Annotated in this window: 21 protein-coding genes; 13 read left to right on the top strand and 8 right to left on the bottom strand. The window is 63.8% G+C overall.

Translation table 11 applies throughout. From position 1 onward, the window contains the following. Window positions 1-172: 172 nt before the first annotated feature. On the bottom strand, window positions 173-1,261 hold the full coding sequence (locus ACODSM_RS21120) for a GTP pyrophosphokinase (RefSeq protein ID WP_488806791.1): 1,089 nt from the start codon (window positions 1,259-1,261) through the stop codon (window positions 173-175). A gap of 224 nt (window positions 1,262-1,485) precedes the next feature. Here ACODSM_RS21120 and ACODSM_RS21115 point away from each other — a divergent pair, with 224 nt between their 5' ends. After that, window positions 1,486-4,320, top strand: coding sequence for a bifunctional diguanylate cyclase/phosphodiesterase (locus tag ACODSM_RS21115; protein WP_488806790.1), 2,835 nt, complete (start codon window positions 1,486-1,488; stop codon window positions 4,318-4,320). Here the strand turns inward: ACODSM_RS21115 and dusA are convergent. Then, entirely contained in the window at window positions 4,313-5,317 is a 1,005-nt protein-coding gene (dusA, locus tag ACODSM_RS21110) for a tRNA dihydrouridine(20/20a) synthase DusA (RefSeq protein WP_488806789.1), read from the bottom strand. The genes ACODSM_RS21115 and dusA overlap by 8 nt on opposite strands. 282 nt (window positions 5,318-5,599) lie before the next feature. Further along, the gene (locus tag ACODSM_RS21105) at window positions 5,600-6,769 is read right to left on the bottom strand and encodes an alkane 1-monooxygenase (RefSeq protein WP_488806788.1); all 1,170 of its coding nucleotides are present in this window, start codon (window positions 6,767-6,769) and stop codon (window positions 5,600-5,602) included. Window positions 6,770-7,090: 321 nt separating this feature from the next. On the opposite strand from ACODSM_RS21105, the gene ACODSM_RS21100 reads away from it, so the two are divergent. Then, window positions 7,091-7,678, top strand: coding sequence for a lysophospholipid acyltransferase family protein (locus tag ACODSM_RS21100; protein ID WP_488806787.1), 588 nt, complete (start codon window positions 7,091-7,093; stop codon window positions 7,676-7,678). Between the two features lie 92 nt (window positions 7,679-7,770). On the opposite strand, the gene ACODSM_RS21095 is transcribed toward ACODSM_RS21100, so the two are convergent. Further along, window positions 7,771-8,223, bottom strand: coding sequence for an Lrp/AsnC family transcriptional regulator (locus ACODSM_RS21095; protein ID WP_488806786.1), 453 nt, complete (start codon window positions 8,221-8,223; stop codon window positions 7,771-7,773). 169 nt (window positions 8,224-8,392) lie between these two features. Between ACODSM_RS21095 and ACODSM_RS21090 the strand changes: the two genes are divergently transcribed. Beyond that, a complete protein-coding gene (locus ACODSM_RS21090) occupies window positions 8,393-9,514 on the top strand; it encodes a saccharopine dehydrogenase family protein (protein WP_488806785.1) in 1,122 nt (373 codons plus the stop codon). A gap of 16 nt (window positions 9,515-9,530) precedes the next feature. Here the strand turns inward: ACODSM_RS21090 and ACODSM_RS21085 are convergent, their stop codons facing one another. Further along, window positions 9,531-11,387 carry an AMP-dependent synthetase/ligase gene (locus ACODSM_RS21085; RefSeq protein WP_488806784.1) on the bottom strand — a complete coding sequence of 619 codons (1,857 nt, stop codon included), beginning with the start codon at window positions 11,385-11,387 and terminating at the stop codon, window positions 9,531-9,533. Window positions 11,388-11,571: 184 nt separating this feature from the next. After that, entirely contained in the window at window positions 11,572-12,207 is a 636-nt protein-coding gene (locus tag ACODSM_RS21080) for a GntR family transcriptional regulator (RefSeq protein WP_015014137.1), read from the bottom strand. Window positions 12,208-12,350: 143 nt separating this feature from the next. Here ACODSM_RS21080 and scpA point away from each other — a divergent pair, with 143 nt between their 5' ends. The 8 genes from scpA to ACODSM_RS21040 all read left to right on the top strand — a co-directional run bounded on the left by scpA (window position 12,351) and on the right by ACODSM_RS21040 (window position 20,914). Then, on the top strand, window positions 12,351-14,522 hold the full coding sequence (gene scpA / locus ACODSM_RS21075) for a methylmalonyl-CoA mutase (protein ID WP_488806783.1): 2,172 nt from the start codon (window positions 12,351-12,353) through the stop codon (window positions 14,520-14,522). Between the two features lie 59 nt (window positions 14,523-14,581). Continuing rightward, complete coding sequence (locus ACODSM_RS21070; protein WP_488806782.1) at window positions 14,582-14,758, top strand: hypothetical protein; 177 nt, start codon at window positions 14,582-14,584, stop codon at window positions 14,756-14,758. Between the two features lie 53 nt (window positions 14,759-14,811). Next, window positions 14,812-15,831 carry a methylmalonyl Co-A mutase-associated GTPase MeaB gene (meaB, locus tag ACODSM_RS21065; protein WP_488806781.1) on the top strand — a complete coding sequence of 340 codons (1,020 nt, stop codon included), beginning with the start codon at window positions 14,812-14,814 and terminating at the stop codon, window positions 15,829-15,831. Between the two features lie 35 nt (window positions 15,832-15,866). Beyond that, complete coding sequence (locus tag ACODSM_RS21060; RefSeq protein ID WP_015014134.1) at window positions 15,867-17,399, top strand: acyl-CoA carboxylase subunit beta; 1,533 nt, start codon at window positions 15,867-15,869, stop codon at window positions 17,397-17,399. Between the two features lie 150 nt (window positions 17,400-17,549). Next, a complete protein-coding gene (locus ACODSM_RS21055) occupies window positions 17,550-19,598 on the top strand; it encodes an acetyl-CoA carboxylase biotin carboxylase subunit (protein WP_488806780.1) in 2,049 nt (682 codons plus the stop codon). Between the two features lie 110 nt (window positions 19,599-19,708). Further along, the gene (locus tag ACODSM_RS21050; RefSeq protein WP_060987719.1) at window positions 19,709-20,179 is read left to right on the top strand and encodes a VOC family protein; all 471 of its coding nucleotides are present in this window, start codon (window positions 19,709-19,711) and stop codon (window positions 20,177-20,179) included. An 84-nt stretch (window positions 20,180-20,263) separates the two neighbouring features. Further along, the gene (locus ACODSM_RS21045; RefSeq protein ID WP_488806779.1) at window positions 20,264-20,578 is read left to right on the top strand and encodes a hypothetical protein; all 315 of its coding nucleotides are present in this window, start codon (window positions 20,264-20,266) and stop codon (window positions 20,576-20,578) included. Window positions 20,579-20,668: 90 nt separating this feature from the next. Next, window positions 20,669-20,914 (top strand): hypothetical protein, encoded by a 246-nt coding sequence (locus ACODSM_RS21040; RefSeq protein ID WP_488806778.1) that lies wholly within the window; start codon window positions 20,669-20,671, stop codon window positions 20,912-20,914. Window positions 20,915-21,016: 102 nt separating this feature from the next. On the opposite strand, the gene ACODSM_RS21035 is transcribed toward ACODSM_RS21040, so the two are convergent. Continuing rightward, complete coding sequence (locus ACODSM_RS21035) at window positions 21,017-22,024, bottom strand: DNA-binding protein (protein WP_219165071.1); 1,008 nt, start codon at window positions 22,022-22,024, stop codon at window positions 21,017-21,019. A 90-nt stretch (window positions 22,025-22,114) separates the two neighbouring features. Here ACODSM_RS21035 and ACODSM_RS21030 point away from each other — a divergent pair, with 90 nt between their 5' ends. Both ACODSM_RS21030 and tnpB read left to right on the top strand, forming a co-directional pair. Further along, on the top strand, window positions 22,115-23,314 hold the full coding sequence (locus ACODSM_RS21030) for a tyrosine-type recombinase/integrase (protein ID WP_245911765.1): 1,200 nt from the start codon (window positions 22,115-22,117) through the stop codon (window positions 23,312-23,314). Beyond that, the gene (gene tnpB, locus ACODSM_RS21025; protein ID WP_170073130.1) at window positions 23,268-23,489 is read left to right on the top strand and encodes an IS66 family insertion sequence element accessory protein TnpB; all 222 of its coding nucleotides are present in this window, start codon (window positions 23,268-23,270) and stop codon (window positions 23,487-23,489) included. Before ACODSM_RS21030 ends, tnpB begins: the two co-directional genes overlap by 47 nt. A 49-nt stretch (window positions 23,490-23,538) precedes the next feature. Here the strand turns inward: tnpB and ACODSM_RS21020 are convergent, their stop codons facing one another. Then, window positions 23,539-24,927, bottom strand: coding sequence for an efflux transporter outer membrane subunit (locus tag ACODSM_RS21020; protein WP_170073131.1), 1,389 nt, complete (start codon window positions 24,925-24,927; stop codon window positions 23,539-23,541). Between the last annotated feature and the right edge of the window lie 106 nt (window positions 24,928-25,033).

Raw genomic sequence — 25,033 nt, 5'->3', positions numbered from 1 at the left:
GTAACAAGCGCATGGAGTAAAACCACCAATGTCTAGTCGCCTTTGCGACAAACCATCCTGGGCCCCGTTTCAGTGCAGTGGTGCCTCAGGGACCTGCCATACCTCACTCCATAGCCATCAAAATTGATAGCATCTAGCGCAATACACACTAGCGCTTGCGCCCATTTTGGCTTTATCCCTGCAGCTTGGACTCTGCGTTGTCGTTCAGCCACGCCTCGAACGACTCGCGGGCCGAATTGCGCAGCGCGGGGCGGAAAGCGGTCTTGTTACTCAGGTACAGGCAGTGCCGGATCACCGTGTAGGGGTTGAAGCTGGCCTGGGGGTTCTGGTCTTCAAAGTGCTGCTTGTAGCGCTTGACCACGCCAATCGTCTCCCGCATCAGGCTGTTGAATCGGGCGCGCGTCATGCCCGCCGACCAGGCCTGGATGTCGTCCACAAAACCATCCACCTTGGACGGTTCAAACTCGAAGTCCTTGAAGAAATGCGTGGCGATTTTCAGGAAGGTGAAGGCGTTGAGCTCGCTGCTGGGGGCTGCAGCGCGGGCTGGGGCCTGCAAATCCGCGGCCGCGTCGGGTGCGGGTTCGGCAGTTTCGTCCGGGGCCTGCAGCAGTTCTGCCGCTGTGGCATCGCGGATCTGGCGGAACTCCCGGTCGGCCAGTTCGAACAGGGCCGACAGCACGTTGATGCGCCGCTTGAGCTGCCCCGGGATGGATTTTTTGTACTTGATCTTGTGGTCCAGCACGCTCCACGAGTCCTGGATGATGGTGCGCACCTGCAGCTCGAAGGGCCACTGGGCATACGCCGCATGCTCCGGCAGGTCACGTTCGGCCACGCTCAGCCGCAGGTCCAGGTGCAGTCCCTTGTAGCCAAACGACGCCTCGGTGCTCTCCACCGCCGACACCTTGTCGGTCACATCAATGACCGCGAAATGGGCACGCACGATCTGGGCGATCTTTTCCAGCTCGTCTTCATACAGGCACACCACGCGCACGCCAATCAGGTCGGTGATGTAGGCCTGGATGTCATAGGGCGTGTTGCTCTCTTCCAGCGCCGGCCGGTATTTGCGCACGAACTTGCGCACGCATTCATCCACGTCTTTCACCCGGCCCTCGACCTTGGTGACGTCCACGCCGCCCGCCTGGGTCACCACGGTCGCCACGCGCGCCGTGAGCGCTGCGCAGGCGTCTTCCAGCGCTACGGCTTGCGCCGCATACCAGCTGCGAAATTGGGATTCCTCCAGATCGAAATCAAGCGATGCCATGCCAGGCCTTTGGGTTGAGTGTTGCCGTGTTGATTGGTGAGCGCTGGTGCACAGGCTCGGGACTGCCGCACAGCGGTTGCGAGCATAGCCGCGCAGCATTCCCAAGCAGTGTGCAGTTTGCGCACAAATGCCCCTTTTCGGCGCAGGACAGATGCTCATAATGGTGCAGCCCCTCGGGTCCACAGCTTGTGTACCGCCGACGCGCTTCCATCACCCAGGATGCCATGACACCAGAACCCGCTCCGCACACCGATGCGCCTGCACCGCAGGGGCCGGTGGCGTGGGCGCCCGAAGGGGTGGCGGGCACCAGCAACCACCGCTGGTTGCCCGTGGTGCTGCCCCCGCTGATTGCGCTGCTGACCCTGGGCCTGACCTTTCTGTACTGGCAGAGCGAAGAGAAGAACACGCGGGCCAAGCGCGAGCAGAACTTTGAGGTGGCGGCCGACCAGATCGCCTACAACCTCAAGGACCGCATGGCGACCTACGAGGTGGTGCTGCGCGGCGTCAAAGGCTACTTTGAAGGCTCGGAGCGCATCGACCGCGCTGAGTTCCAGGCCTACGTGAATGCGCTGCAGTTGCAGGCCACCCGGCCCGGGCTGCAGGGGGTGTCGCTGATCCTGCAGTTCCCCGGCAATGCGCTGAACGCCCACCTGGAGGACATGCGCCAGCGGGGCTTCGACCAATATGCGGTGCGCCCGCCCGGCGAGCGCGCACTGATGGCCCCCATCACCCACATCGAACCGCTGGAGGGCCCCAATCTCAAGGCCCTGGGCTTTGATGTGCTGACCCTTCCACCCGCCAAGGAGGCGCTGGACCGGGCCCGCGACACCGGAGCGCTGGCGCTGTCGGGGCGGCTGACCCTGATGCAAAACGCGGCTCCGGGGCTGGTGATGTACATGCCCCTGTACCGCGCCGACGCCGACAATGGCACGGTGGAGGGCAGGCGGCAAGGGCTGGCGGGCTGGGTGTCGGCGCCGTTTCGCATGGAGGATGTGATCCACGGCATGTCCCGTGAATTTGACGCCGACATCGGCCTGCAGATCATCGACAGCACCCCGGGCGCGGGTGCCTTGTCCCCCGTTGCCATCGCTGGAGACGCCGGTGCCGCCGCAGGTGTGCAGCTGTTCAGCAACCTGAAGGCGCCGGCCCTGGGGGCGGGTGGGCAGCCTTTGCAGGCGCGGCGCGAGCTGGAGCTGGGAGGGCGGCGCTGGACCTTGCAGATGGCGCCCCAGCCAGGCTTTGTGCAGCGCTTTCAGGACGATGGACACCACCCGGTGGCACTGCTGGGCACGGTGCTGAGCCTGATCCTGGCCTGGTTCACCTGGCTGCTGGCTACGGGGCGCGAGCGCGCTGTGGCCTTGGCGCGGGACATGACGGCCGAGCTGCGCGCCACCCGCGACGACCTCGAAAGCACGCTAAGCGCCATTCCTGATCTGCTGTTCGAGCTGGGGCTGGACGGCTGCATCCACCACTACCGTTCGGCCCGATCAGGAGAGCTGGCGGTGCCGCCCGAGATGTTTCTGGGCCGCCTGCTGCGCGATGTAGTGCCGCCCGAGGCCGTTGCTGGCTGCCATGCGGCCCTGCAAGCGGCGCACCACACCGGGTATTCGTCAGGCCACCAGTTCCGGCTGGAGCTGGGCGGCGTGACCCACTGGTTTGAGTTGTCGATTGCGCGCAAGGAGAGTGCTGCGCCTGGCGACGAACCCCGGTTCATCGCGCTGTCGCGCGACATCACCGAGCGCAAGCAGGCCGAGGCGCGCTCACACCAGCTAGCGTACTTTGATGCGCTTACCGGCCTGCCCAACCGGCGCATGCTGCTGGACCGCATGGAACACGCTTTGGCCAATGCGCAAAAGGCCGCCCAGGTGGGGGCCGTGCTCTACATCGACCTGGACAATTTCAAGCAGATCAACGACGCGCGGGGGCACACGGTGGGCGACATGCTGCTGATGCAGGTGGCGCAGCGGCTCACGCAGTTGCAACGCCCGGGCGACACCGTGGCGCGCCTGGGTGGGGACGAGTTTGTGGTGCTGGTGCACAACGTGGCGTCGGACATGGAGTCCGCCGGGCGCGCCGCGCTGCTGGTGGCCGAAGAAATGCGTACCGCGCTGGAGGCGCCGTACACCATCGACACCCACCTCTACAGCACCACCGGCAGCATCGGCATCACGCTCTTCCCCAAGCGGGGCGAGGGTGTAGAAGACCTTCTGCGGGAGGCCGACACGGCCATGTACCGCGCCAAGGACCTGGGTCGCAACCGCATCCGCTTTTACGAAGCCGCGATGCAGGCCGACGTGCAGGAGCGCCTGGCGCTGGAGCAGGACCTGAAAAAAGCGCAAACCCTGGGCCAGTTGGCCGCCTTTGTGCAAAACCAGGTGGACGCCGCGGGCAACGTCGTGGGCGGCGAGCTGCTGATGCGCTGGGACCACCCCGTGCGCGGCAATGTCCCGCCCAGCCGCTTCATCCCCATCGCCGAGGCCTCGGGCCTGATCCTGCGCATGGGCGACTGGATGATCCAGCAGGCCTGTGAGACCCTGGCACGCTTGCAGGTGGCCGGGCACGCGCTGTCGCTGTCCGTCAACGTGAGCGAGCGGCAGTTCCGCCAGGACGACTTTGTGGAGCGCGTGCGCCACATCCTGGCCCACACCGGCGCCAACCCGGCCCATCTGATCCTGGAGGTGACCGAAAGCCTGCTCATCGAAGACCTGGACGACACCATCGCCCGCATGACCGAAATCGTGGGCCTGGGCGTGCGGTTCTCCATTGACGACTTTGGCACCGGCTATTCGAGCCTGGCCTACCTCAAGCGGCTCCCGCTTTACGAGCTCAAGATCGACAAGAGCTTTGTGGACGACACGCCCGACGACCCCAATGACACGGCCATCGTGCAGTCCATCATCTCGGTGGCCCGCCATCTCAACCTGCGCGTGGTGGCCGAGGGGGTGGAGACACGCGCCCAGGCCGACTTTCTGGTCGAAAGCCAGTGCGAGTGCCTGCAGGGCTACCTCTTCGGGCGGCCAGAGCCGCTGGCGGCCTGGGTGGGGCGGCTGACTAAGTAGTCACGGAGTCCAGTGTTGCGGGTTCAGCGCTGGGCTCCGACGCTCCACTGGCATAGGCTTGCATTGCCAGCGCGTGCACTTCCCGCGCGGGGCGGTCCTTGAGCAGATGGTTGCTCCACACCTGGCGCCAGATGCGGGCGCCGGGCAGGCTGTGGCGCAGGCCCAGCATGTGGCGGGCGATGTGGGGCCAAGGGGTGCCGTGCTGTGCGGCCTCGCGCTCCATGTATTCCACCATCGCCAGCTCCACTTCCTCTCGGGTCAGGGGGCAAGGGGCGCCGCCGTAGTAGAGCTGGTCCCAGCGCGCCAGCCACCAGGGGTTGTGGTACGCCTCGCGGCCGATCATCACGCCGTCCAGGTGTTGCAGCTGCTCCTGCACCACCGCGTCGGCGGTGATACCGCCGTTGATGGCGATGGTGAACTGCGGAAACTCGGCCTTGAGGCGGTGGACCACCTCGTAGCGCAGCGGCGGGATGTCGCGGTTTTCCTTGGGGGAGAGGCCCTGCAGCCACGCGTTGCGCGCATGCACGATGAACACGGTGCAGCCTGCCTCGGCCACGGTGCCGATGAAGTCGCGCACAAAGCCGTAGTCCTCCACCTTGTCGATACCGATGCGGTGCTTGACGGTGACGGGCACGCTCACCACGTCCTTCATGGCCTTCACGCAGTCGGCCACCAGCTGGGGGGCCTTCATCAGGCTGGCGCCAAAGGCACCGCGCTGTACGCGGTCGCTGGGGCAACCGCAGTTCAGGTTGATTTCGTCGTAGCCCCATTCCTCACCCAGCCTGGCGGCCTGGGCCAGTTTGTCGGGCTCGTTGCCGCCCAGCTGCAGGGCCACGGGGTGCTCTTCGGCGTTGTAGCGCAGGTGGCGCTCGGTGCCGCCGTACAGGATGCCGCCCGCATTCACCATCTCGGTGTACAGCAGGGTCTGGCGGGTCAGCAGCCGGTGAAAGTAACGGCAGTGGCGGTCAGTCCAATCCATCATGGGGGCGACGGACATGCGCCAGGGGCTCAGGGTGGTTTCCACGGGCAAACAGCGAAGGCGGGGAGGGAAGGTTCTGCAGCAGAGCGGCCTCTCTGGTCGGGGGCGCTGCGGGGCTGCAGGTGCGAGCCCAGGATTATCCCACTGGCTGCGCTATAAGTGTCGCAGGAGGTTTTTGAGTCAAAACAGATGCAAGCGCTAGTGCTGATTGCGCTGCGTGCTATCAATAATGAAGTGCAAGGGCCGAAGTGTCTGGCCCAGCCGACGTCCTGTGAACGGTCGCCACCCCGTCCAGCCGTCCTAACCCAGGTCGCGCAACCCGTATTTCCGCATGATCGCGGCCCGCTGGCGCGGGTCGATGTTGATGTGGGCGGCATCGTGGCCCACTTGGGCCAGCAGGCGCGGATCCATCACGCGGCGCCATAGGGGCGGCACATAGGCCAGCGTGAACATGCCGAAGTAGCCGATGGGCAGTTGCGGCACGTCGTCAAAGTGGCGCAGCGACTGGTAGCGGCGCAGCGGGTGGGCATGGTGGTCGGAGTGCCGCTGCAGATGGAACAGGGCCCAGTTGGAGAAGACGTGATTACTGTTCCACGAATGCTGGGGGCGGCAAGGTTCGTAGCGGCCGCTGGCGTCCTTGCGGCGCAGCAGCCCGTAGTGCTCGACATAGTTGGCCGAGGTCAGCTGAAAGTTGGCCCAGAACGACGCCGCGAGCAAAAACGGCAGGATCGCCACACCCAGCCACAGCGCCAGCCCGGCCCACAGCAGCGCCGTGACGAGCGCGGGCTGCAGTATCTCGTTGTGCCACGACAGCAGCGGCAGGTGCTGGCGGGTCAGACGGTCTTTCTCCAGCGCCCAGGCGCGGCGTGCGGCGCCGGGCATCTCGCGCAGCACAAAGCGGTAGATGGACTCGCCCATGCGCGACGAAGCCGGGTCGGCCGGGGTGGCCACGTCGCGGTGATGGCCCCGGTTGTGTTCGATGAAGAAGTGCCCATAGGCCGTGGGCGCCAGCACCAGCTTGGCCAGCCAGCGCTCCAGCGCCGTGTTCTTGTGGCCCAGCTCATGCCCCAGGTTGATGCAGAACCCGCCCACGGTGCCCGTGGTCAGCACCATTGCCAGCACGCCGTGCCAGGGCAGGGGCTGCTTGGCCACCCACCAGGCGCTGAAGAGGAAGGCCGCCCACAGCACCGGCACCAGCAGAAAGGTGATGCGGCGGTAGTACCGGTCGTTTTCCAATGCAGGCACGGCGGATTCGGGCGGGTTGCTCTGGTCCACGCCCAGCAGCCAGTCCAGCAACGGGGCGACGAGGTAGAAAAACGCCACCGGCGCCCACAGCGACAGCGGATTGCCCGTCCAGGCCATCAAAGCCGGGCCTACGCCCACGGTGCAGGGCACCACCAGCGACAGCAGCCATGCGTACCGCTTGCGGTCGCGGTAGGGCGGGGTGGTGGGGCGCTGGGCTTGCAGCATGGGGCGGCAGTGAGAACACGGGCCTGCTGGGGGCGGATTCTGGACCTGTTGGGTGCAAACGCCAGCTTTATTTGGCATGGCAGCCGCTGCTACCGAAAATTTGGCAGAAACACCCGGTAGCGCCTATTTTATTGCCCTAACAGCTATCACAACAATAGCGCCTTGCATGGGATTCAAGGATGTGGCGGCGACGGCCATTTGCCTTGCGTCAAGGCGGGGCATTGCCCTGATCAGCGATACTCGCGGCGCTTTCGATGCCTGCACAGCCCGGGTTTTTCACCCGCTCCAGCGCTCCAGGCCCCGTTCTGTCACCCGTTTCCCATGCACCACACCATTTTTGACACGCCGGTTGTCAACACGCTCCTGCGCGCTTTTTCCCGCTTCACCCTGCGCATCACCGGCTGGAAGGTGGAAGGCGCCTTGCCTGCCCACGCCGCCAAAAGCGTGCTAATCGCCGCGCCGCACACCAGCAACTGGGACTTGCCGTACACGCTGATGCTGGCGTTTTCGCTGCGGCTGCGGGTGTACTGGATGGGCAAACACAGCCTGTTCAAGGCGCCGTTTGGCGGGGTGATGCGCTGGCTGGGCGGCATACCGGTGGACCGCAGCCAGGCCAACAACCTGGTCGCCAACTCGGCCCAGGCCATGCGCGATGCCGACGGCCCCATGCAGCTCATCGTGCCGCCCGAAGGCACGCGGGGCAAGACGCGGCACTGGAAGACGGGTTTCTACTTCATCGCCCAGCAGGCGGGTGTTCCCATCGTGCTGGCGTTTGTGGACTACGGCCGCAAGGTCGGCGGCCTGGGCCCGGTGTTTGAGCCCACGGGCAATGTGGAGCGCGACATGGCGAGCATCAAGGCGTTTTATGCGCCGATTCGGGGCAAGAACCCGACGCAATTCGAGGCCTGAGTTAGTTGGTTTTTTGAATGAAATCGGCTGCTGGCGCTTATGTAGAAAGCGCTGGCAGCTATAAAAAAGTAGTAAAAGCGGTGGGGCGGTATTCAGGCCCCCACGCTTCGCCGGTCGATCTTGCGGCTGAGCACGATGCTGGTCTGCGTCTGGTGCACGCCGTCCAGTTGGCCCACCTTGTCGAGCAGGGTATCGAGCTGCTCGTGGCTGGTGCAACGCAAGAACACCAGGTAGTCAAACGGCCCGCTCACAGCCGACACCTCTTCGACCTCGGCCATGGCCTCCAGCGCGCGCAGCACGGCGGGCGCCGTCTTGGGCAGCACGCTGATGCTGCACCAGGCGCGCACGGTGGTGGCGTCTAGCCGCTGACCCAGCCGCACTCCGTAGCCCGCCACCACACCCGATCGCTCCAGCCGCGCAATGCGCGCCACCACGGTGGTGCGGGCCAGCCCCAGCTTGCGGGCGAGCTGGGCCGTGCCCTCGCGCGCGTCGGCTTGCAACAGGCTGAGCAGTTGCCGGTCGGTCTCATCCAGGGGCTGGGTCATGGGTGCTCCGTCCAAAAAGTCATAACGCCCATCATATTCGCCGTTATGGCAAAACAAACTGCCGCTTTCGACGTTTTGAGAGCTACACATTGACAGTGCTGCTGCCTAGCATCAAGGCATCACCAACACCTCGCCGCTGCATGCGGTGAGCACTACCGGGAGCGCTGCCATGACCACCTTTGCCACTAAGTCGAACTCCGCCGCCCGCCGCGCCATCACCATCCTGGGGGCGGGCCACATCGGCTTTGCGATGGCGCTCTTGCTGCAGCAGTCCGGCGACTACGACATCCTGGTGGCAGACCGTAATCCGGCCCGCCTGGCCGAGGTGGCGGCGCTGGGCATCTCCACTCGATTGACCACGGACGACGCCAGTCTGCAAGCCGCCATCGATGGCCGCTTTGCCGTACTCAACGCACTGCCCTTCCACCGCGCTGTGCCCTTGGCCACGTTGTGCGCCAGCGCCGGCGTGCATTACTTTGACCTGACCGAAGACGTGGCCAGCACCCAGGCCATCCGCGCGCTGGCCGCTAATGCCCGCAGCGTGCTCATGCCCCAGTGTGGCCTGGCGCCGGGCTTCATCGGCATCGTGGGCAACGATCTGGCCCGGCGTTTTGACACCCTGCACGCGCTGCGCATGCGCGTGGGGGCGCTGCCCCGCTACCCGCAGGGCGCCCTGCGCTACAACCTGACCTGGAGCACCGAAGGCCTCATCAACGAATACTGCAACCCCTGCGAAGCCATTGTGGACGGCGTGCGCACCACGGTGCCCGCGCTGGAGGGGCTGGAGACCTTTGCGCTGGACGGTGTGGAATACGAAGCCTTCAACACCTCGGGCGGGCTGGGCACGCTGACGGAGACGCTAGCGGGCAAGGCGCGGCAGGTGGACTACCAGTCCATCCGCTATCCGGGCCACAACGCCATCCTCAAGCTGCTGCTGAATGACCTGCGCTTGCGCGACCGGCGCGATCTGCTCAAGGACATTCTCGAAACCGCCATCCCCACCACCGACCAGGACGTGATCGTGGTGTTTGCCACCGCATCAGGCCTCAAGGGCGGGCGGCTGGTGCAGGATTCGTATTCCGCCCACATCGTGGGCACCGAGGTGGCCGGGCATCGGCTCAGCGCCATCCAGCTCACCACGGCCGCAGGCATCTGCACGGCGCTGGACCTGGTGGCGCAAGGCAAGTTGCCGCAGCAGGGCTTTGTGGGGCAGGAGGCTGTCGCGCTTGGCGACTTTTTGGCCAACCGCTTTGGCTCCGCCTACGCGCGGGAAGGCGAGCTGGTGCACTGAGCCCGTCTTGACTGGCTCAGCGCCCCGGCTTTTGGTACATGCCCTCAATCGCCTCGGCAAAGTGCGCCATCAGGTTGTTGCGCTTGAGCTTGAGCGTGGGGGTCATGAAGGTGTTTTCAATCGTCCATGGATCGAGCGTCAGATGCACTGTGCGCGGCACGGCATAGCGGGCAAAGCTGGCGGTGTTCTTTTCGATGCGCGCCAGCACGGCACGGTGCACACTGGGATGGTTCAAGCTGTCCGCCGCCTGGGGGTTCAGGCCCAGGTCGGCGGCCAGGCGCTGCCACTCGCCTGCGTTCAGCACGGCCACGCAGGCGATGAAGGGGCGGTTTTCGCCCACCACAAAGGCTTGTTCCAGCAACGGGTCGGCCAGCAGGGCCAGTTCCAGGTCGCCAGGGGGCACCTTTTCACCGGTCGAGGTGACGATGATTTCCTTGATGCGGCCCTTGATGTAAATGCGGCCGTTCACGATGTCGGCCTGGTCGCCGGTGCCCAGCCAGCCGTCGGGGCTCAGGATCTTGGCCGTGTCTTCGGGCCGCTTCCAGTAGCCCTTCATCACGATGGGGCCACGCACCTGCAGCTCGTGGTTGTCGCCAATGCGCACCTCCACACCGGGCAGGGCCTTGCCCACGCAGGCGGGGTCGTTGTCGTCCAGTGCGTTGACCGACACCACGGGTGCGGTCTCTGTCATGCCGTAGCCCTGGATCAGCGGCAGCCCCAGACCCAGAAAACACTTGGCAATGGTGGGCGACAGCGGGGCGCCTCCACTCACCGCCACACGCACGCGGCCGCCAAACTGGGCCAGTAACGGCTTGGCCACCAGGGCCTGCAGCACCGGCCAGGGCAGGGCGGCCATCCAGCCTGCGGCGTGGCTGCTGGCGTCCGGCGTGGGGGCGGGCAGGCGCTGTGCGGCACAAAACCGGGCCCAGCCCTTGTTCTGCGCGGCTTCGTAGAGCTGCATCTTCCACGGGGTGGGCGAGAGCTTTTCGATGAGCTTGGCGTGGATGCGCTCGTAAATGCGCGGCACCGACACCAGCACAGTGGGGCGTATGGTTTTCAGATCTTCCGCCAGCTGGGCCACCGACCGGGCATAGGCCACACAACTGCCCGCCGCAATCGGCAGGTAGTAGCCGCCCGTGCGTTCAAAGGTGTGCGACAGCGGCAGGAACGACAGGAACACGTCGTCCACCGTGGGAGCAATGCGCTCCAGCACGGCTTTCACGTCGCTCACCACGTTGCGGTGCGTCAGCATCACGCCCTTGGGTTTGCCGGTGGTGCCAGAGGTGTAGACGATGGCGGCCAGGTCATCGGCCTGCGGACCCATGCCGGTTGTAGGTGTGCCCGTTTGCGCCGCCCCCGTCAGCCACTGCGCGAGCGAGCCCACGGCCGGGCTGTCGATAGACGCCGGGGTGGGCTTGAAGGCGTCGTCGTCATCGGTAATGACCACGGCGCGCAGGGCTGGGAACGGCGTGCCCACGGCGCGGATCTTTTCCCACTGCTCGGCCTGGCTCACGATGAGCATCGAGGCCTCGCAGTCGGCCAGGATGTAGGCGATGCTGCCCGGGTTGTCGATGGCGTGCAGCGGCACGGGCACGCCACCAGTGGCCAGCGTGGCCTGGTCGGCGCACATGGCATGCAGGCCGTTGGGAAGCAAGATGGCCACGCGCGCGGCCGGTGGCAGCTGCATGGCGGCGAGGGCTTGGGCCCAGGTGTTCACGCGCTCTGCGGTCTGCGCCCAGGTGAGGCTTGCCCAGGCTTGGCGGGAGGAGTCAAACGCACGGTAGGCCTCGGCCTGAGGGGTGCGGGCGGCGCGGTAGGCCAGGAGCTGGGGCAGCGTTTGCACGCTGGCGATATCGGCGGGGGTAGAGGTCATCAAACTCGGCGGTGAAGGCTGCTGTGGCGTGCGGCGCCAAGGCCTCGGTGGAAACCCGGGGGATGATAACGAGCGCAACCTGGGCCGGGCCGTGTGCCATCACCCCATGTGTTGCAAATGGTGCGTTCCTGTTTGCGGAATGATCGTGGACGCGTGGGTACGGGTCAGCACGGCCCGCAGCACCTCAGGTCGCTGCTTCCAGCCCCTGCGCAAAGTGCGCCTGCATGGCCTTGACCGTGGCCTTGGCGTCGCGCGCCACCATGGCGGCCAGGATGGCGCGGTGCTCGCCCAGCGAATCTTCGATGCGCCCTTGCTTGAACAGCGAGTTGTGGCGGTTGAGCTTCATCACCTTGCGCAGGTCGGCCACCATCTGGCTGCGCCAACGGTTGTCGGCCATCTCCAGCAGGTGCATGTGAAAGCGCTCGTTGATGGCAAAGAACTTTTCGCGGTCTGCCACGGCGGCTTCCAGCTCGGCGTGCAGGTCCTGCAGGGTCTTTAACTGGGCGTCGGTGGCGCGCTCGGCCACCACGCCTGCGGCGTCGCTCTCCAGCAGGCTGAGCAGGTGGTACACGTCGCGCAGGTCTTTTTCGCTCATCTCCGTCACATAGGCGCCACGGCGCACCTTCATCGTGACCAGGCCTTCGGCGGCCAGCACCTTCAGCGCTTCGCGCAGTGGCGTGCGGCTGATGCCGAATTCCTCGGCAATCTTGAGCTCGTCGATCCAGCTGCCGGGCTCCAGCTCGCGACGGAAGATGCGCTGGCGCAATTGCTCGGCCACTTCTTCGTAGAGCGCGCGGGGAGTGAGGGTGAGGGCAGACATGGGGCGGATTGTAAGCTGCACGGAATATTTTGAATCAATAATTATGAATGATGTAAACTCGCCGCCACACCACAGCACCTGTGCGGTCACCGCCTGTGCGCCGTGTTGGACGCCCCCATGCCATCTTCGGAGTAGCTTTTGCCATGAGTGACAAACCCACCAACAACGCCCCAGAGTTCGCCGCGTCTTCGCTGGAAGCCTGGGCCAAGGCCGCAGCCAAGTCGGCACCGGGGGGCGATGTCAGCGCCCTCAATTGGGTCACGCCCGATGGCATCACGGTCAAGCCGCTGTACACCGCCGAAGACACGGCCAGCCTGCCGTATGCCAACACGCTGCCGGGTTTTGAACCCTACCTGCGCGGCCCCCAGGCCACCATGTATGCGGTGCGGCCGTGGACCATTCGCCAATACGCAGGCTTTTCGACCGCTGAAGAGTCCAACGCCTTCTACCGCAAGGCGCTGGCCGCAGGCGGGCAGGGCGTGTCGGTGGCGTTTGACCTGGCCACCCACCGGGGCTACGACAGCGATCACCCCCGCGTGACGGGCGATGTGGGCAAGGCCGGTGTGGCGATTGATTCGATCGAGGACATGAAGATCCTGTTCGACCAGATCCCGCTGGACAAGGTCAGCGTATCGATGACCATGAACGGCGCGGTGCTGCCCGTGCTGGCGGGCTATGTGGTGGCGGCAGAAGAGCAGGGCGTCTCGCAAGACAAGCTCAGCGGAACCATTCAGAACGACATTCTGAAAGAGTTCATGGTGCGCAACACCTACATCTACCCGCCCAAGCCATCGATGAAGATCATTGGCGACATCATCGAGTACACGGCCAAGAACATGCCGAAGTTCAACTCGATCTCCATCAGCGGCTACCACATGCAGGAAGCCGGGGCCAACCAGGCACTGGAACTGGCCTTCACCCTGGCCGATGGCAAGGAATATGTGAAGACCGCCATCGCCAAGGGCATGGATGTGGACGAATTCGCCGGGCGCCTGAGCTTCTTCTGGGCCATCGGCATGAATTTCTACCTGGAAGTCGCCAAGATGCGCGCCGCGCGCCTGCTGTGGTGTCGCATCATGAAGGCCACAGGCGCCAAGAACCCCAAGAGCCTCATGCTGCGCACCCACTGCCAGACCAGCGGCTGGAGCCTCACCGAGCAAGACCCCTACAACAACGTGGTACGCACCACCATCGAGGCCATGGCGGCCGTGTTTGGCGGCACGCAAAGCCTGCACACCAACAGCTTTGACGAAGCGATTGCGCTGCCCACCGAGTTCAGCGCCCGCATTGCGCGCAACACACAACTCATCATCCAGGAAGAGACCCACATCACCAACGTGATCGACCCCTGGGCCGGCAGCTACATGATGGAGAAGCTGACCCAGGACATGGCCGACGCCGCCTGGAAGATCATCGAAGAGGTCGAAGCCATGGGCGGCATGACCCAGGCCGTGGACAGCGGCTGGGCCAAGCTCAAGATCGAAGCCGCCGCCGCCGAGAAGCAGGCACGCATCGACAGCGGCAAGGACGTGATCGTCGGCGTCAACAAATACAAGCTGGCCAAGGAAGACCCGGTCGATATCCTGCAGATCGACAACATGAAGGTGCGAGACGGACAGATCGCTCGCCTACAAAAGATCCGTGCAACTCGCGATGCCGCCAAGGTGCAGGCAGCGCTGGATGCGCTGACGGCCGCCGCCGAGAGTGGCGAAGGCAATCTGCTCGACCTGTCGATCCAGGCTGTGCGCCTGCGCGCCACGGTAGGCGAAGTGAGCGATGCCCTGGAAAAGGTATACGGGCGCCACCGCGCCGACACACAAAAGGTGACCGGTGTGTACGCAGCTGCTTATGACTCGGCCGAGGGCTGGGACAAACTCAAGACCGAAATCAACGCCTTTGCCGAAGAGCAGGGCCGCCGCCCCCGCGTGATGATCGCCAAGCTGGGCCAGGACGGCCACGACCGTGGCGCCAAGGTGGTGGCCACCGCGTTTGCCGACTTGGGCTTTGACGTGGACATGGGGCCGCTGTTCCAGACGCCCGAGGAATGCGCCCGTCAGGCCATTGAAAACGACGTGCACGCCGTGGGCGTGAGCACGCTGGCTGCGGGCCACAAGACACTGGTGCCTGCCATCATCCAGTCGCTCAAGGACCAGGGGGCGGACGACATCATCGTGTTCGTTGGCGGTGTGATCCCCGCGCAGGACTATGACTTTTTGTACGAGTCGGGCGTCAAGGGCGTGTACGGCCCCGGCACACCCATTCCCGCCAGCGCCAAGGATGTGCTGGAGCAGATTCGCAAGGCGGTGGCCGTTTGATTAATGGCAGCGGGACGTCGATGCTTATCTGCCTCTCAAATGCAACCAGAGGAGTCGCCATGAAAAAGCCCTTGAGTCCGGCAAATCGCGTGATGTCAGCCATCTGGGAAGGTCTCGTCCTCGGCGGAATTGGCGCGGCGCTGATCCAACACGACCATCGATTTTGGGGTGTCTTCGTCATCTTGGTCGCCGTGATCTTTGCGGTATGGATGTTGTTGCCGCCCAGAAAGCACTGATCCGGCATGAAGTTTTCACTTACCGTGGCCGCCGCCAGGGCGGAGGCGTCCACATGAGCTTGTATACAGGCGTCACTGGCAACCCCGGCCCCATCCAGCGCCGCGCCATGTCCAAAGCCATCACGCTGCTCGAATCGACGCGGGTGGACCATCGCGCCCAGGCCGACGAACTTTTGACCCAGCTGCTCCCGCACACGGGCAAGGCCTTTCGCCTGGGTATCAGCGGCGTGCCTGGCGTGGGCAAGTCCACCTTCATCGAAGCCCTGGGCCTGTACCTCATCAGCCAGGGCCATCGCGTCGCCGTTCTCACCATCGACCCCTCCAGCACCGTCTCTGGCGGCTCCATCCTGGGCGACAAGACGCGCATGGAACACCTGTCGGTGCACGAAAAAGCCTACATCCGCCCCAGCCCGTCGAGCGGCACGCTGGGCGGCGTGGCAGAGAAAACGCGCGAGGCCATGCTGGTCTGCGAGGCGGCGGGTTACGACGTGGTGATTGTCGAGACCGTGGGTGTGGGCCAGAGCGAGATTGCTGTGGCGGGCATGACGGACATGTTTGTGCTGATGCAGCTGCCCAACGCGGGCGACGACCTGCAGGCCATCAAGAAGGGTGTGATGGAGATTGCCGACCTGGTGGTCATCAACAAGGCCGACATCGACAAGAACGCCGCCACGCGGGCCGAGGCGCAGATCACGTCGAGCCTGCGCCTCTTGAGCCAGCACGGCAACCCCGAGAACGCGCACCACGACGAAACCATGTGGCACCCCAAGGTTGTGCAGATCAGCGCGCTGCTAGGGCAGGGCGTGGACAGCTTCTGGGCCGCCGTCACGCAGTTCCGCCAGCTGCAGACCGCCAACGGCCGCCTGGCCACGCGGCGCGAGAAGCAGGCGCTGGCATGGATGTGGGAGCGCATCGACGCGGGCCTCAAGCTCGCGTTTCGCCAGCACCCGCAGGTCAAAGAGCTGCTGCCCCAGATGCAGGCCGATGTGGCCGCAGGGCGCGTTGCGGCATCCACTGCAGCACGAAATCTGCTCCAAGCGCAATCTAATCATGCGCTGGTAGCTATCAAATAAATAGTAGACACCAACCCATTCACCAAAGGACGACCATGCAAGACATCCTGGATCAACTGGAGAAAAAGCGTGCGCTGGCACGCCTGGGCGGCGGGCAAAAGCGCATTGATGCGCAGCACGCCAAGGGCAAGCTCACCGCGCGCGAGCGCATCGAGCTGCTGCTGGACGACGGCACGTTCGAGGAATGGGACATGTTCGTCGAGCACCGCTGCACCGACTTCGGTATGGAGGACAACAAAATCCCCGGCGACGGTGTGGTGACGGGCTACGGCATGATCAACGGCCGCCTGGTGTTCGTGTTCAGCCAGGACTTCACGGTGTTTGGTGGTGCGCTGTCTGAAACCCATGCCGAGAAGATCTGCAAGGTGATGGACCAGGCCATGAAGGTGGGCGCGCCGGTCATTGGCCTCAACGACTCGGGCGGTGCGCGCATCCAGGAAGGCGTGGCGTCCCTGGGCGGCTACGCCGACGTGTTCCAGAAGAACGTGCTGGCCAGCGGCGTGATTCCGCAGATCAGCATGATCATGGGCCCCAGCGCCGGTGGTGCCGTGTACTCGCCCGCCATGACGGACTTCATCTTCATGGTCAAGGATTCGAGCTACATGTTCGTGACCGGCCCCGAAGTGGTCAAGACCGTGACGCACGAAGAAGTCACGGCCGAAGAGCTGGGCGGCGCCGTGACGCACACGACCAAGAGCGGTGTGGCCGACATGGCGTTTGAGAATGACGTGGAGGCGCTGATGATGCTGCGCCGCCTGTACAACTACCTGCCGCTCAACAACCGCGAAAAGGCCCCGGTGCGCCCCAGCAACGACCCGGCCGACCGCATGGATCTGAGCCTGGACACCCTGGTGCCCGAGAACCCCAACAAGCCCTACGACATGAAGGAGCTGATCCTCAAGACGGTGGACGATGGGGACTTTTTCGAGCTGCAGCCCGAGTACGCCAAGAACATCATCATCGGTTTTGCCCGCATGGAAGGCCAGACCGTGGGCATCGTGGCCAATCAGCCGCTGGTGCTGGCCGGTTGCCTGGACATCAAGTCCAGCATCAAGGCCGCGCGCTTTGTGCGCTTTTGCGATGCGTTCAACATCCCGGTCGTCACCTTTGTGGACGTGCCCGGCTTCATGCCCGGCACCAGCCAGGAGTACGGCGGCATCATCAAGCACGGTGCCAAGCTGCTCTACGCGTACGCCGAGTGCACGGTGCCCAAGATCACCGTCATCACCCGCAAGGCCTACGGCGGCGCGTACGACGTGATGAGCTCCAAACACCTGCGCGGCGACGTGAACCTGGCCTGGCCCAACGCAGAAATTGCGGTGATGGGCGCCAAGGGCGCGGTGGAAATCATCTTCCGCGAAGACAAGAACGACCCCGTCAAGCTGGCTGCGCGCGAAGCGGAATACAAGCAGCGCTTTGCCAACCCATTTGTGGCCGGGGCGCGCGGCTTTATCGACGATGTGATCCTGCCGCATGAGACACGCAAGCGCATCTGCCGGTCGCTGGTCATGCTGCGCGACAAGAAGCTCGAAAACCCATGGCGCAAGCACGGCAACATCCCACTGTGAGCGGACAAGGAGCATAAGAACATGTTTACGAAAATCCTGATCGCCAACCGTGGCGAAAACGGCCGCGCAGCGGACGTTTCGACGAATCGCCTGACGCAGACCGCGCAGCGGGCTGCTACACGCCACCCCATCGCCTGAGGAGATAAGAGAATGTTTACAAAAATCCTGATTGCGAACCGGGGCGAGATTGCGTGTAGGGTCATCGCGACTGCCCGCAAGATGGGCATCAAGACAGTGGCCGTCTATTCCGACGCCGACAAGGAAGCCCGCCACGTCAAGCTGGCCGACGAGGCCGTGCACATTGGCGCTGCGCCCTCGCGCGAGTCGTACCTGCTGGCCGACAAGATCATTGCCGCCTGCAAGCAAACCGGCGCACAGGCCGTGCACCCCGGCTATGGCTTCCTGAGCGAGAACGAAGCCTTCGCCAAACGCTGCGAAGACGAAGGCATTGCCTTCATCGGCCCCAAGGCGCATTCGATTGCGGCCATGGGCGACAAGATCGCGTCCAAGAAGCTCGCCAACGAAGCCAAGGTCAACACCATCCCTGGCTACAACGATGCGATTGCAGGCCCCGAGCAGGCGGTGGAAATCGCCAAGGGCATTGGCTACCCCGTGATGATCAAGGCCTCGGCCGGCGGCGGTGGCAAGGGCCTGCGCGTGGCCTACAACGACAAGGAAGCGTTTGAAGGCTTTGCCAGCTGCCAGAACGAGGCCCGCAACAGCTTTGGCGACGACCGCATCTTCATCGAGAAGTTTGTGCAGGAGCCGCGCCACATCGAGATCCAGGTGCTGGGCGACAGCCACGGCAACGTGATCTACCTGAACGAGCGCGAGTGCTCCATCCAGCGCCGCCACCAGAAGGTGATCGAAGAGGCACCATCGCCCTTCATCAGCGACGCCACGCGCAAGGCCATGGGCGAGCAGGCCGTGGCGCTGGCCAAGGCCGTGAAGTACCAGTCCGCAGGTACCGTGGAATTTGTGGTTGGCAAGGACCAGGATTTCTACTTCCTCGAAATGAACACCCGCCTGCAGGTGGAACACCCGGTAACAGAGTGCATTACCGGCCTGGACCTTGTGGAGTTGATGATCCGCGTGGCGGCGGGCGAAAAGCTGCCCTTGACCCAAGCCGACGTGAAGCGCGACGGCTGGGCCATCGAATGCCGCATCAACGCCGAAGACCCGTTCCGCAACTTCCTGCCCTCCACCGGCCGCCTGGTGCGCTTTCAGCCGCCGGAGGAAACCATGTTCCAGTCCGACACCAGCAAGAAGCTGGGCGTGCGGGTGGACACGGGCGTGTACGAGGGCGGCGAGATCCCGATGTATTACGACTCGATGATCGCCAAGCTCATCGTGCACGGCACGGACCGCAATGACGCGACTGCCAAGATGCGTGCGGCGCTCAACGGCTTTGTGATCCGTGGCATCAGCAGCAACATCCCGTTCCAGGCCGCGCTGCTGGCGCACCCCAAGTTTGTGACGGGCGACTTCAACACCGGCTTCATTGCCGAGAACTACGGCAAGGGCTTCCACGCTGAAGACGTGCCGCACAGCGACCCGCTGTTTTTGGTGGCGCTGGCCGCCTACATGAACCGCCGCTACCGCGCACGCGCCTCGGGCATCAGCGGCCAGCTGGCCGGCCACGAGGTGAAGGTGGGCGAGCAGTTTGTGGTGGTGACGCTGGGCGCCGAAGGGCAGAACCAGCACCACGAAGTCACGGTCTCTGACTTTGAAGACAAATCGGGCTCTAGCTCAGTATCTGTAGGCGGCAACAGCTATCAGATCAGTAGCAATGCCACGCTGGGCCAGATCCGCGTGCAGGGCGCGTGCAATGGTCAGGGCTTCACTGCCCAGGTGGAGCGCGGTGTGGGCAAGAACCCGCTGGCGCTGCGCATTGCGCACAACGGCACGCAGATCGACGCGCTGGTGCTGTCGCCGCTGGGCGCCCGCCTGCACAAGCTGATGCCCTTCAAGGCGCCGCCAGACCTGTCCAAGTTCCTGCTCTCGCCCATGCCCGGTTTGCTGGTGGATGTGGCGGTGCAGCCCGGCCAGAAGGTGCAGGCGGGTGAGAAGCTGGCTGTGATCGAAGCCATGAAGATGGAGAACATCCTCTTCGCCGCGCAGGACGGCGTGGTGGGCAAGATCGTGGCGGGCAAGGGCGAGTCGCTGGCGGTCGATCAGGTGATCCTGGAATTCCAGTGATCCCAAGGGCCCGACAGCCCATCTGGAGGGGCCTTGCGCCCCTTTTTTAGTCTTTTTGGCCGATAGCGCTAGAGGAATATGCGCTGGCAGCTATCAAATCAGGAGTAATCATGAGCACGACCCCACGCCCCTTCAAGGTCCTGGGCATCCAGCAGGTCGCCATTGGCGGCACCGACAAGCAGCGGATGAAGACGCTGTGGGTGGACATGCTGGGCCTGGAGCAGACCGGCACCTTCCAGAGCGAGCGCGAGAACGTGGACGAAGACATCCTGGCCATGGGCAAGGGCGCCTTCAAAGTGGAGGTGGACATCATGCAGCCGCTGGACATCGAGAAAAAGCCAGCCGTGCACACCACGCCGCTCAACCACATTGGCCTGTGGATCGACGACCTGCCCAAGGCGGTGGAATGGCTCACCGCCAAGGGCGTGCGCTTTGCACCCGGTGGCATCCGCAAGGGCGCTGCGGGCTACGACATCACGTTCTTGCACCCCAAGAGCAATGACGAGTTTCCGATTGCCGGTGAGGGCGTACTGATCGAGCTGGTGCAGGCCCCGGCGGATGTGATTGCGGCGCTGGGCTGAACGGCGCGATCACCAACTCCCGTGCATTCCGTGTTTTCTCTGCAGTGTGCGCTTCGGGTCGGCACCAGGGTGTGTGCAGCGCTCGTGTTGGCGCTGGCAGGGCAAGGGGCCGAAGCCGCAGGCGGCACCGGCGCCTATCCGCTCGATTGGGGCAGGGCGGGGGAAACCTTGCAGTACCGGTCCTGCGGCTGCGCAGACCGCTGCTGGGTGGCGGAAGTGAAACACCAGGGGTCTCGCAAGACGCTGGCCACGCTGCGTTGCGACTGCGAACGCCTGTTCGCTCGGGTCGGCACCAGCGGCCCGGAGGTAGAGCGCAGCCCCACCTGCTCAGCAATAGACGATGGGGACAACAAGCCCCGCGCCATTCGCGAGGCGCTGGAGCAGATGCTGGGGCGCTGAACCGCGCGGTGTCCATGACCGGGCACGTCATGGTCGCCAGCCCCGACGGGGGCTACAACAGGGGTACCTTGTCTTTGGTGTCGCCTGCCCATGCAAAAAATTGCTTCTCTGGCCCTGCTGCTCGCAGGTGCCATTCACCTGATTCCGTTGCTCGGCGTGCTTGGCACAGCGCAACTGGCCAGCCTCTACGGCACGCCCCCTTCTGATCCGAACACCCTCATCCTGCTGCGCCACCGTGCCGTGCTGTTTGGCATTGTGGGTGGCATCTGCATGGGGGCGGCGTTCAAGCCTGCCTACCAGAGGGCAAGCCAGGATACGGCCAGTTTTAGCTCATAAGCGTTTTGGCTATTAAGAATTCATTTTTTATGCCGGATTTTGCCGCGCGTGGCAGTCGGCGTTACTGAGAGCCTCCGGCAGTCGCTCTACCAGCCGCTCTCTTCATTGGCCTTCCGGGCCCCCCGGGCTCCGCTTCCTGCGCACGGGTTTGGGTGACGGCTGGAACTGCGCCATCAGCGCGCGAAGGGTATCCGCTTCCGCCTTGTGCTGCGACACGTCCCGAAGGGCCTGTTGCAGTGCTGCACTTTGCTCTTGGCCAATTCTGACGCTCTCGGCCGATGCGGCCTTGGCATTGTCCAGTTCCGACGCCATCCGAGAAGCTGCGGCACTCATGTCGATCAGCTTTGCCTGGTGGTTTCGTTCGGCCTCGGCCAACTTGGTGCGCATTTGTTCCAGCTGCTTTTCTGAATGGCTTCGTGCCGTGCGCTCCTGGTCGATTTCCCGAAGAGCTCTGCGCTCCGCCTCAGTTGCCCGCTGGGCGGCATCTGCGATGGCCTGGCGCCCCTTGTCCAACTCGGCGCTGAAGTGCTGACGGCTCTTGGCCTGCTCCAGCTTCAGTTCGTCGATCTGGCGCTGCAGTGCGTCGGCCCGGGCAGTCGTTGCTGCGTGTATGCGCCTCTCCCGCTCCAACTCCGAGTCTAGACTTTGGGCGCGGGCCTCCAACTCGCCTATCCGGCCCGCAGCGGCCTGAATTTGGACTTCAAGCTGCGCGTTCAGCTGCAGCGCATGCTCCAGGCTGGCCAAGGCGCCCTGGGCTTCGGCTCGCGCCTCTACGCGTACGGCAGCTAGCTCTGTTCGTGCCAGCTCGGTGGCTTGGCCCCACAACTCGCTGACCACCTGGCCTGCAGCCTGCTTCAGGGTGTCTGGGAGGTCGGGATGATCGATTTCCACGCGGGCCTTGCTTCGAAGGTCCTCCCAGAAATTGGCCAGGGCCTCGGCGGGAGCGCTCATGGACCCTTTGCGCACATGCTGGTAGAGCTTGCTCGCAGTGGGCGTGATGCCATATCGGAAAAACAGCAGCGCGCACACCTCGCGGTACAGCGTTTTGGTGTCGCTGAATCGTGCCCGCAGGGCCTCTACTTCGGTCTGGATCTCTGATTCTTCGCTCATCAATAAATAATACAACGTATAACGTATAAATTGATGAGCTTATTTCTAATCTCTAGACATAATTACTCTAATGTCCATAGAATTTGCCGCATGACTGATTTGGCTGTCCTAGCGTTGAATTCTGGTGGTCTGGTGCCCTTGGCTGGCATGGTGCTGCCCTCCCATTTGTCCGGGGAGCGCGGCCGAAATCGGGCCTCAGGGCTCCCCCAGGTGGCGGCCGACGACGACCGTGCGGCAGTTTTGGCCTGGCTTGAGCGGTACCAGGACTCGCCGGCGACGCTCTCCAGCTATCGCAAGGAGGCCGAGAGGCTGCTGCTTTGGTGCGTGCACCAGCACGGCAAGGCCATGTCCGATCTGACCCACGAGGACTTCCTGGCGTTCGAGCGTTTTCTCGCAGACCCCCAACCAGCCGGTCGATGGATCATGCAGGTCGCACAGAAGGCCCCCCGGGCGTCACCCCACTGGCGCCCGTTTGCAAAGCCCTTGGACCGGCAGAGCCAGCGCCAGGCGCTGTCCATACTCAACGGCCTTTTCAACTGGCTCGTCCAAGCTGGGTATCTGGCGGGCAATCCTCTTGCGCTCAGGCGCCGCAAATCCATAGCGCGGCCAGCCAAAACAAGCCGATTCCTACCCCATGAACACTGGGCGCAGGTGCGCGCGACCATCGAGGCGTTGCCCGCAAATACACCTCGCCTTGCCAAGCAGGCGGCCCGATACCGCTGGCTCTTTTCCCTGCTCTATATCGGTGGTCTACGCATCTCGGAGGTCTGCACCAACTCAATGGGAGATTTCTACTGGCGTCGAGGTGCGGATGGCCGTGAACGCTGGTGGCTGGATGTCTGTGGCAAGGGAGAAAAGACACGTCTCGTGCCGGCAACCGACGAGCTGGTGTCAGAGCTGATGCGCTACCGAAAGGCCAACGAACTCGCACCGCTGCCGCGCGAAGGGGAAAATCTGCCGCTGCTGATTCCCATCATCGGAGCCTCCCGCTCGATGTCGCGAAGCTCCGTGCATGAATTGGTCAAGGATGTGTTTCGCGAAACCGCAACCCGCCTTCGGGAGCTTGGACCGGAGCACGAGGGCGCGGCCTTGCATGTGGAACAAGCGTCTGCACACTGGCTCAGGCACACGGCAGGCACACACCAAAGCCACAGCATGGACCTCAAGGCCGTGCGAGACAACTTGGGGCATGCAAACATCTCCACGACCAGCATCTATTTGCACACAGAAGATGATGTGCGCCATGACCAGACCTCGAGTGCCCACAGAGTGGGATGGTCGGTGTCCTGAAGGATTAACAGGCATCGGCATCTGGCTGGCGGCTCGCCGCCTGCACCAGAGCAAGTTCGTCTGGCCGACACCAGGCGATGAGCAGTGGCAACTGGAGCCCGATCAGCTCCAGGCCCTGGTCCTGGGTCTGCCCTGGCAGCGCATGGGAAGCGCCGGCATCATCACCGTGGTCTGAAGCTGGCGTGCAATCCGTGGATCTGCGCATGACAGCGCAGTGCCACCGATCAAACTCTTCCTGCGAACGCCCTGCGCACCGCAACTGCCGCCGCCAATTGCGCGCCTTGCCCTTGCAACAGGCCGTCACGCGCCTTCAGGTAGCTGCGCCGCGTATCAAGTACCGTGTTGATATCCACCAACCCTGCGTTAAACAGTCGCTCGCTTTTGGATAGTGCTGCGGCGCCGGCAGTCTGCGTGCTCTCCAACGCTGAGACACCGTCGCTTGCCGCCGCAAGTTGGACCACTGCCGTCTCGGCGTCCGCAAGCGCACTGAGCATCGCCTTTTCATACGCAAGCATTGCTTCCTGAGCCTTGCCCTCGTGAATTTCGATGTTGGCGCGGATGCGGCCACCGTCAAAAATGGGCAGTGAAAGGGCCATGCCGTAACCAACGACTGTCGTTGGCGACGCGCTACCACTGCCAACACGCAAGCGTTCCTTGCCACCCGACCAATCGAGTGCGATACGCGGATACAGGTCGCGCTTGGCCACCCCCAGACGAGCGACGGCGGCTTCAACAGCGCGGGCAGGACCCCGAACATCAGGGCGCCGCTCTAACAGCTCTATCGGCAGCACTACGGCTGGCATCCCTGTAGCCGCGTTGTCAGTTGCGGGGAAAGTCAAGCCAACTGGGGGGTGTGGGGCGCCAAGCAGCACAGCCATTTGTCGCAGCCTTACTTCATGTGCCCCTTTCAGTTGAGCCGCGTTGGCTCGCTCCTGACCTAGCTCCGCCGTCAGCCTGTCGATGTCCAGTTTGCTGATCTGTCCCGCTTCAAAGCGTCGACGGGTGACATCGGTCAGACGCTCCAAAGTTGCGATGCCATAGTGCGCCACCGCTTGTCTTTGCGCGAGGGATCGAGCATCGAAGTAGGAGGTCATAACCTCAGCCGCAATAGCCACCCGCATTGCTTGCCGGGTCAGTTCCGCGCCCTCGGCATCTTTTTCGGCTGCAAGGCTGGCTAAGCCTTTGTCGCCGAAGATGTCCGGTTCCCAGCTCGCGCGAAGCCCGGCACGGGCCTGAGTGGTTTTCGGATCAGCACTCGAATCTCGGCCGCGTTGCAGGCCGGCCCCCAGACCCAACTGCGGATAGTGATCGGCCTGGACCGTGTCAACCAGGGCCCGGGCCTGCGCTACACGGGTTGCGGCGATACGCAGATCGGTGTTGGCAAGCAAGGCAGATTCGACCAGCGCATTCAGTTCTGTGTTCCCGAAGTCTTTCCACCAAGCGGTCGCGGCCAACGGTTTGCTGCCTGAGTCTCCTTTTGCCTCGAAGCTCCACGCCTCGGGAGTGACTGCAGGCATTGGTGGTGCGACCAATGGCGCATGCGAGCACCCTCCCAGTAGCGCCAGCGCAGCGATTGCAATCAGTGTTCTGTGTTTTTTGATGATGAAGGACATAGGACAGTTCAGGTGTTGACGTTGAATAGTTGAAACTGTACTATACGTGCAGAGCCTGTCAGAAACTTTGTGTGTAAGGCATAGCATGTCAACAAGGAGCATGAAT

This window comes from Acidovorax sp. FG42, assembly GCF_057809195.1.
Note: the sequence above shows the minus strand (reverse complement) of the source record. Positions and strands in the feature narration are given on the sequence as shown.

Excerpts from the sequence above, each read along its gene's own strand:
- ACODSM_RS21120 (WP_488806791.1), bottom strand. The coding sequence starts at position 1,261 with ATGGCATCGCTTGATTTCGATCTGGAGGAATCCCAATTTCGCAGCTGG.
- ACODSM_RS21115 (WP_488806790.1), top strand. The coding sequence starts at position 1,486 with ATGACACCAGAACCCGCTCCGCACACCGATGCGCCTGCACCGCAGGGG.
- dusA (WP_488806789.1), bottom strand. The coding sequence starts at position 5,317 with ATGTCCGTCGCCCCCATGATGGATTGGACTGACCGCCACTGCCGTTAC.
- ACODSM_RS21105 (WP_488806788.1), bottom strand. The coding sequence starts at position 6,769 with ATGCTGCAAGCCCAGCGCCCCACCACCCCGCCCTACCGCGACCGCAAG.
- ACODSM_RS21100 (WP_488806787.1), top strand. The coding sequence starts at position 7,091 with ATGCACCACACCATTTTTGACACGCCGGTTGTCAACACGCTCCTGCGC.
- ACODSM_RS21095 (WP_488806786.1), bottom strand. The coding sequence starts at position 8,223 with ATGACCCAGCCCCTGGATGAGACCGACCGGCAACTGCTCAGCCTGTTG.
- ACODSM_RS21090 (WP_488806785.1), top strand. The coding sequence starts at position 8,393 with ATGACCACCTTTGCCACTAAGTCGAACTCCGCCGCCCGCCGCGCCATC.
- ACODSM_RS21085 (WP_488806784.1), bottom strand. The coding sequence starts at position 11,387 with ATGACCTCTACCCCCGCCGATATCGCCAGCGTGCAAACGCTGCCCCAG.
- ACODSM_RS21080 (WP_015014137.1), bottom strand. The coding sequence starts at position 12,207 with ATGTCTGCCCTCACCCTCACTCCCCGCGCGCTCTACGAAGAAGTGGCC.
- scpA (WP_488806783.1), top strand. The coding sequence starts at position 12,351 with ATGAGTGACAAACCCACCAACAACGCCCCAGAGTTCGCCGCGTCTTCG.
- ACODSM_RS21070 (WP_488806782.1), top strand. The coding sequence starts at position 14,582 with ATGAAAAAGCCCTTGAGTCCGGCAAATCGCGTGATGTCAGCCATCTGG.
- meaB (WP_488806781.1), top strand. The coding sequence starts at position 14,812 with ATGAGCTTGTATACAGGCGTCACTGGCAACCCCGGCCCCATCCAGCGC.
- ACODSM_RS21060 (WP_015014134.1), top strand. The coding sequence starts at position 15,867 with ATGCAAGACATCCTGGATCAACTGGAGAAAAAGCGTGCGCTGGCACGC.
- ACODSM_RS21055 (WP_488806780.1), top strand. The coding sequence starts at position 17,550 with ATGTTTACAAAAATCCTGATTGCGAACCGGGGCGAGATTGCGTGTAGG.
- ACODSM_RS21050 (WP_060987719.1), top strand. The coding sequence starts at position 19,709 with ATGAGCACGACCCCACGCCCCTTCAAGGTCCTGGGCATCCAGCAGGTC.
- ACODSM_RS21040 (WP_488806778.1), top strand. The coding sequence starts at position 20,669 with ATGCAAAAAATTGCTTCTCTGGCCCTGCTGCTCGCAGGTGCCATTCAC.
- ACODSM_RS21035 (WP_219165071.1), bottom strand. The coding sequence starts at position 22,024 with ATGAGCGAAGAATCAGAGATCCAGACCGAAGTAGAGGCCCTGCGGGCA.
- ACODSM_RS21030 (WP_245911765.1), top strand. The coding sequence starts at position 22,115 with ATGACTGATTTGGCTGTCCTAGCGTTGAATTCTGGTGGTCTGGTGCCC.
- tnpB (WP_170073130.1), top strand. The coding sequence starts at position 23,268 with ATGACCAGACCTCGAGTGCCCACAGAGTGGGATGGTCGGTGTCCTGAA.
- ACODSM_RS21020 (WP_170073131.1), bottom strand. The coding sequence starts at position 24,927 with ATGTCCTTCATCATCAAAAAACACAGAACACTGATTGCAATCGCTGCG.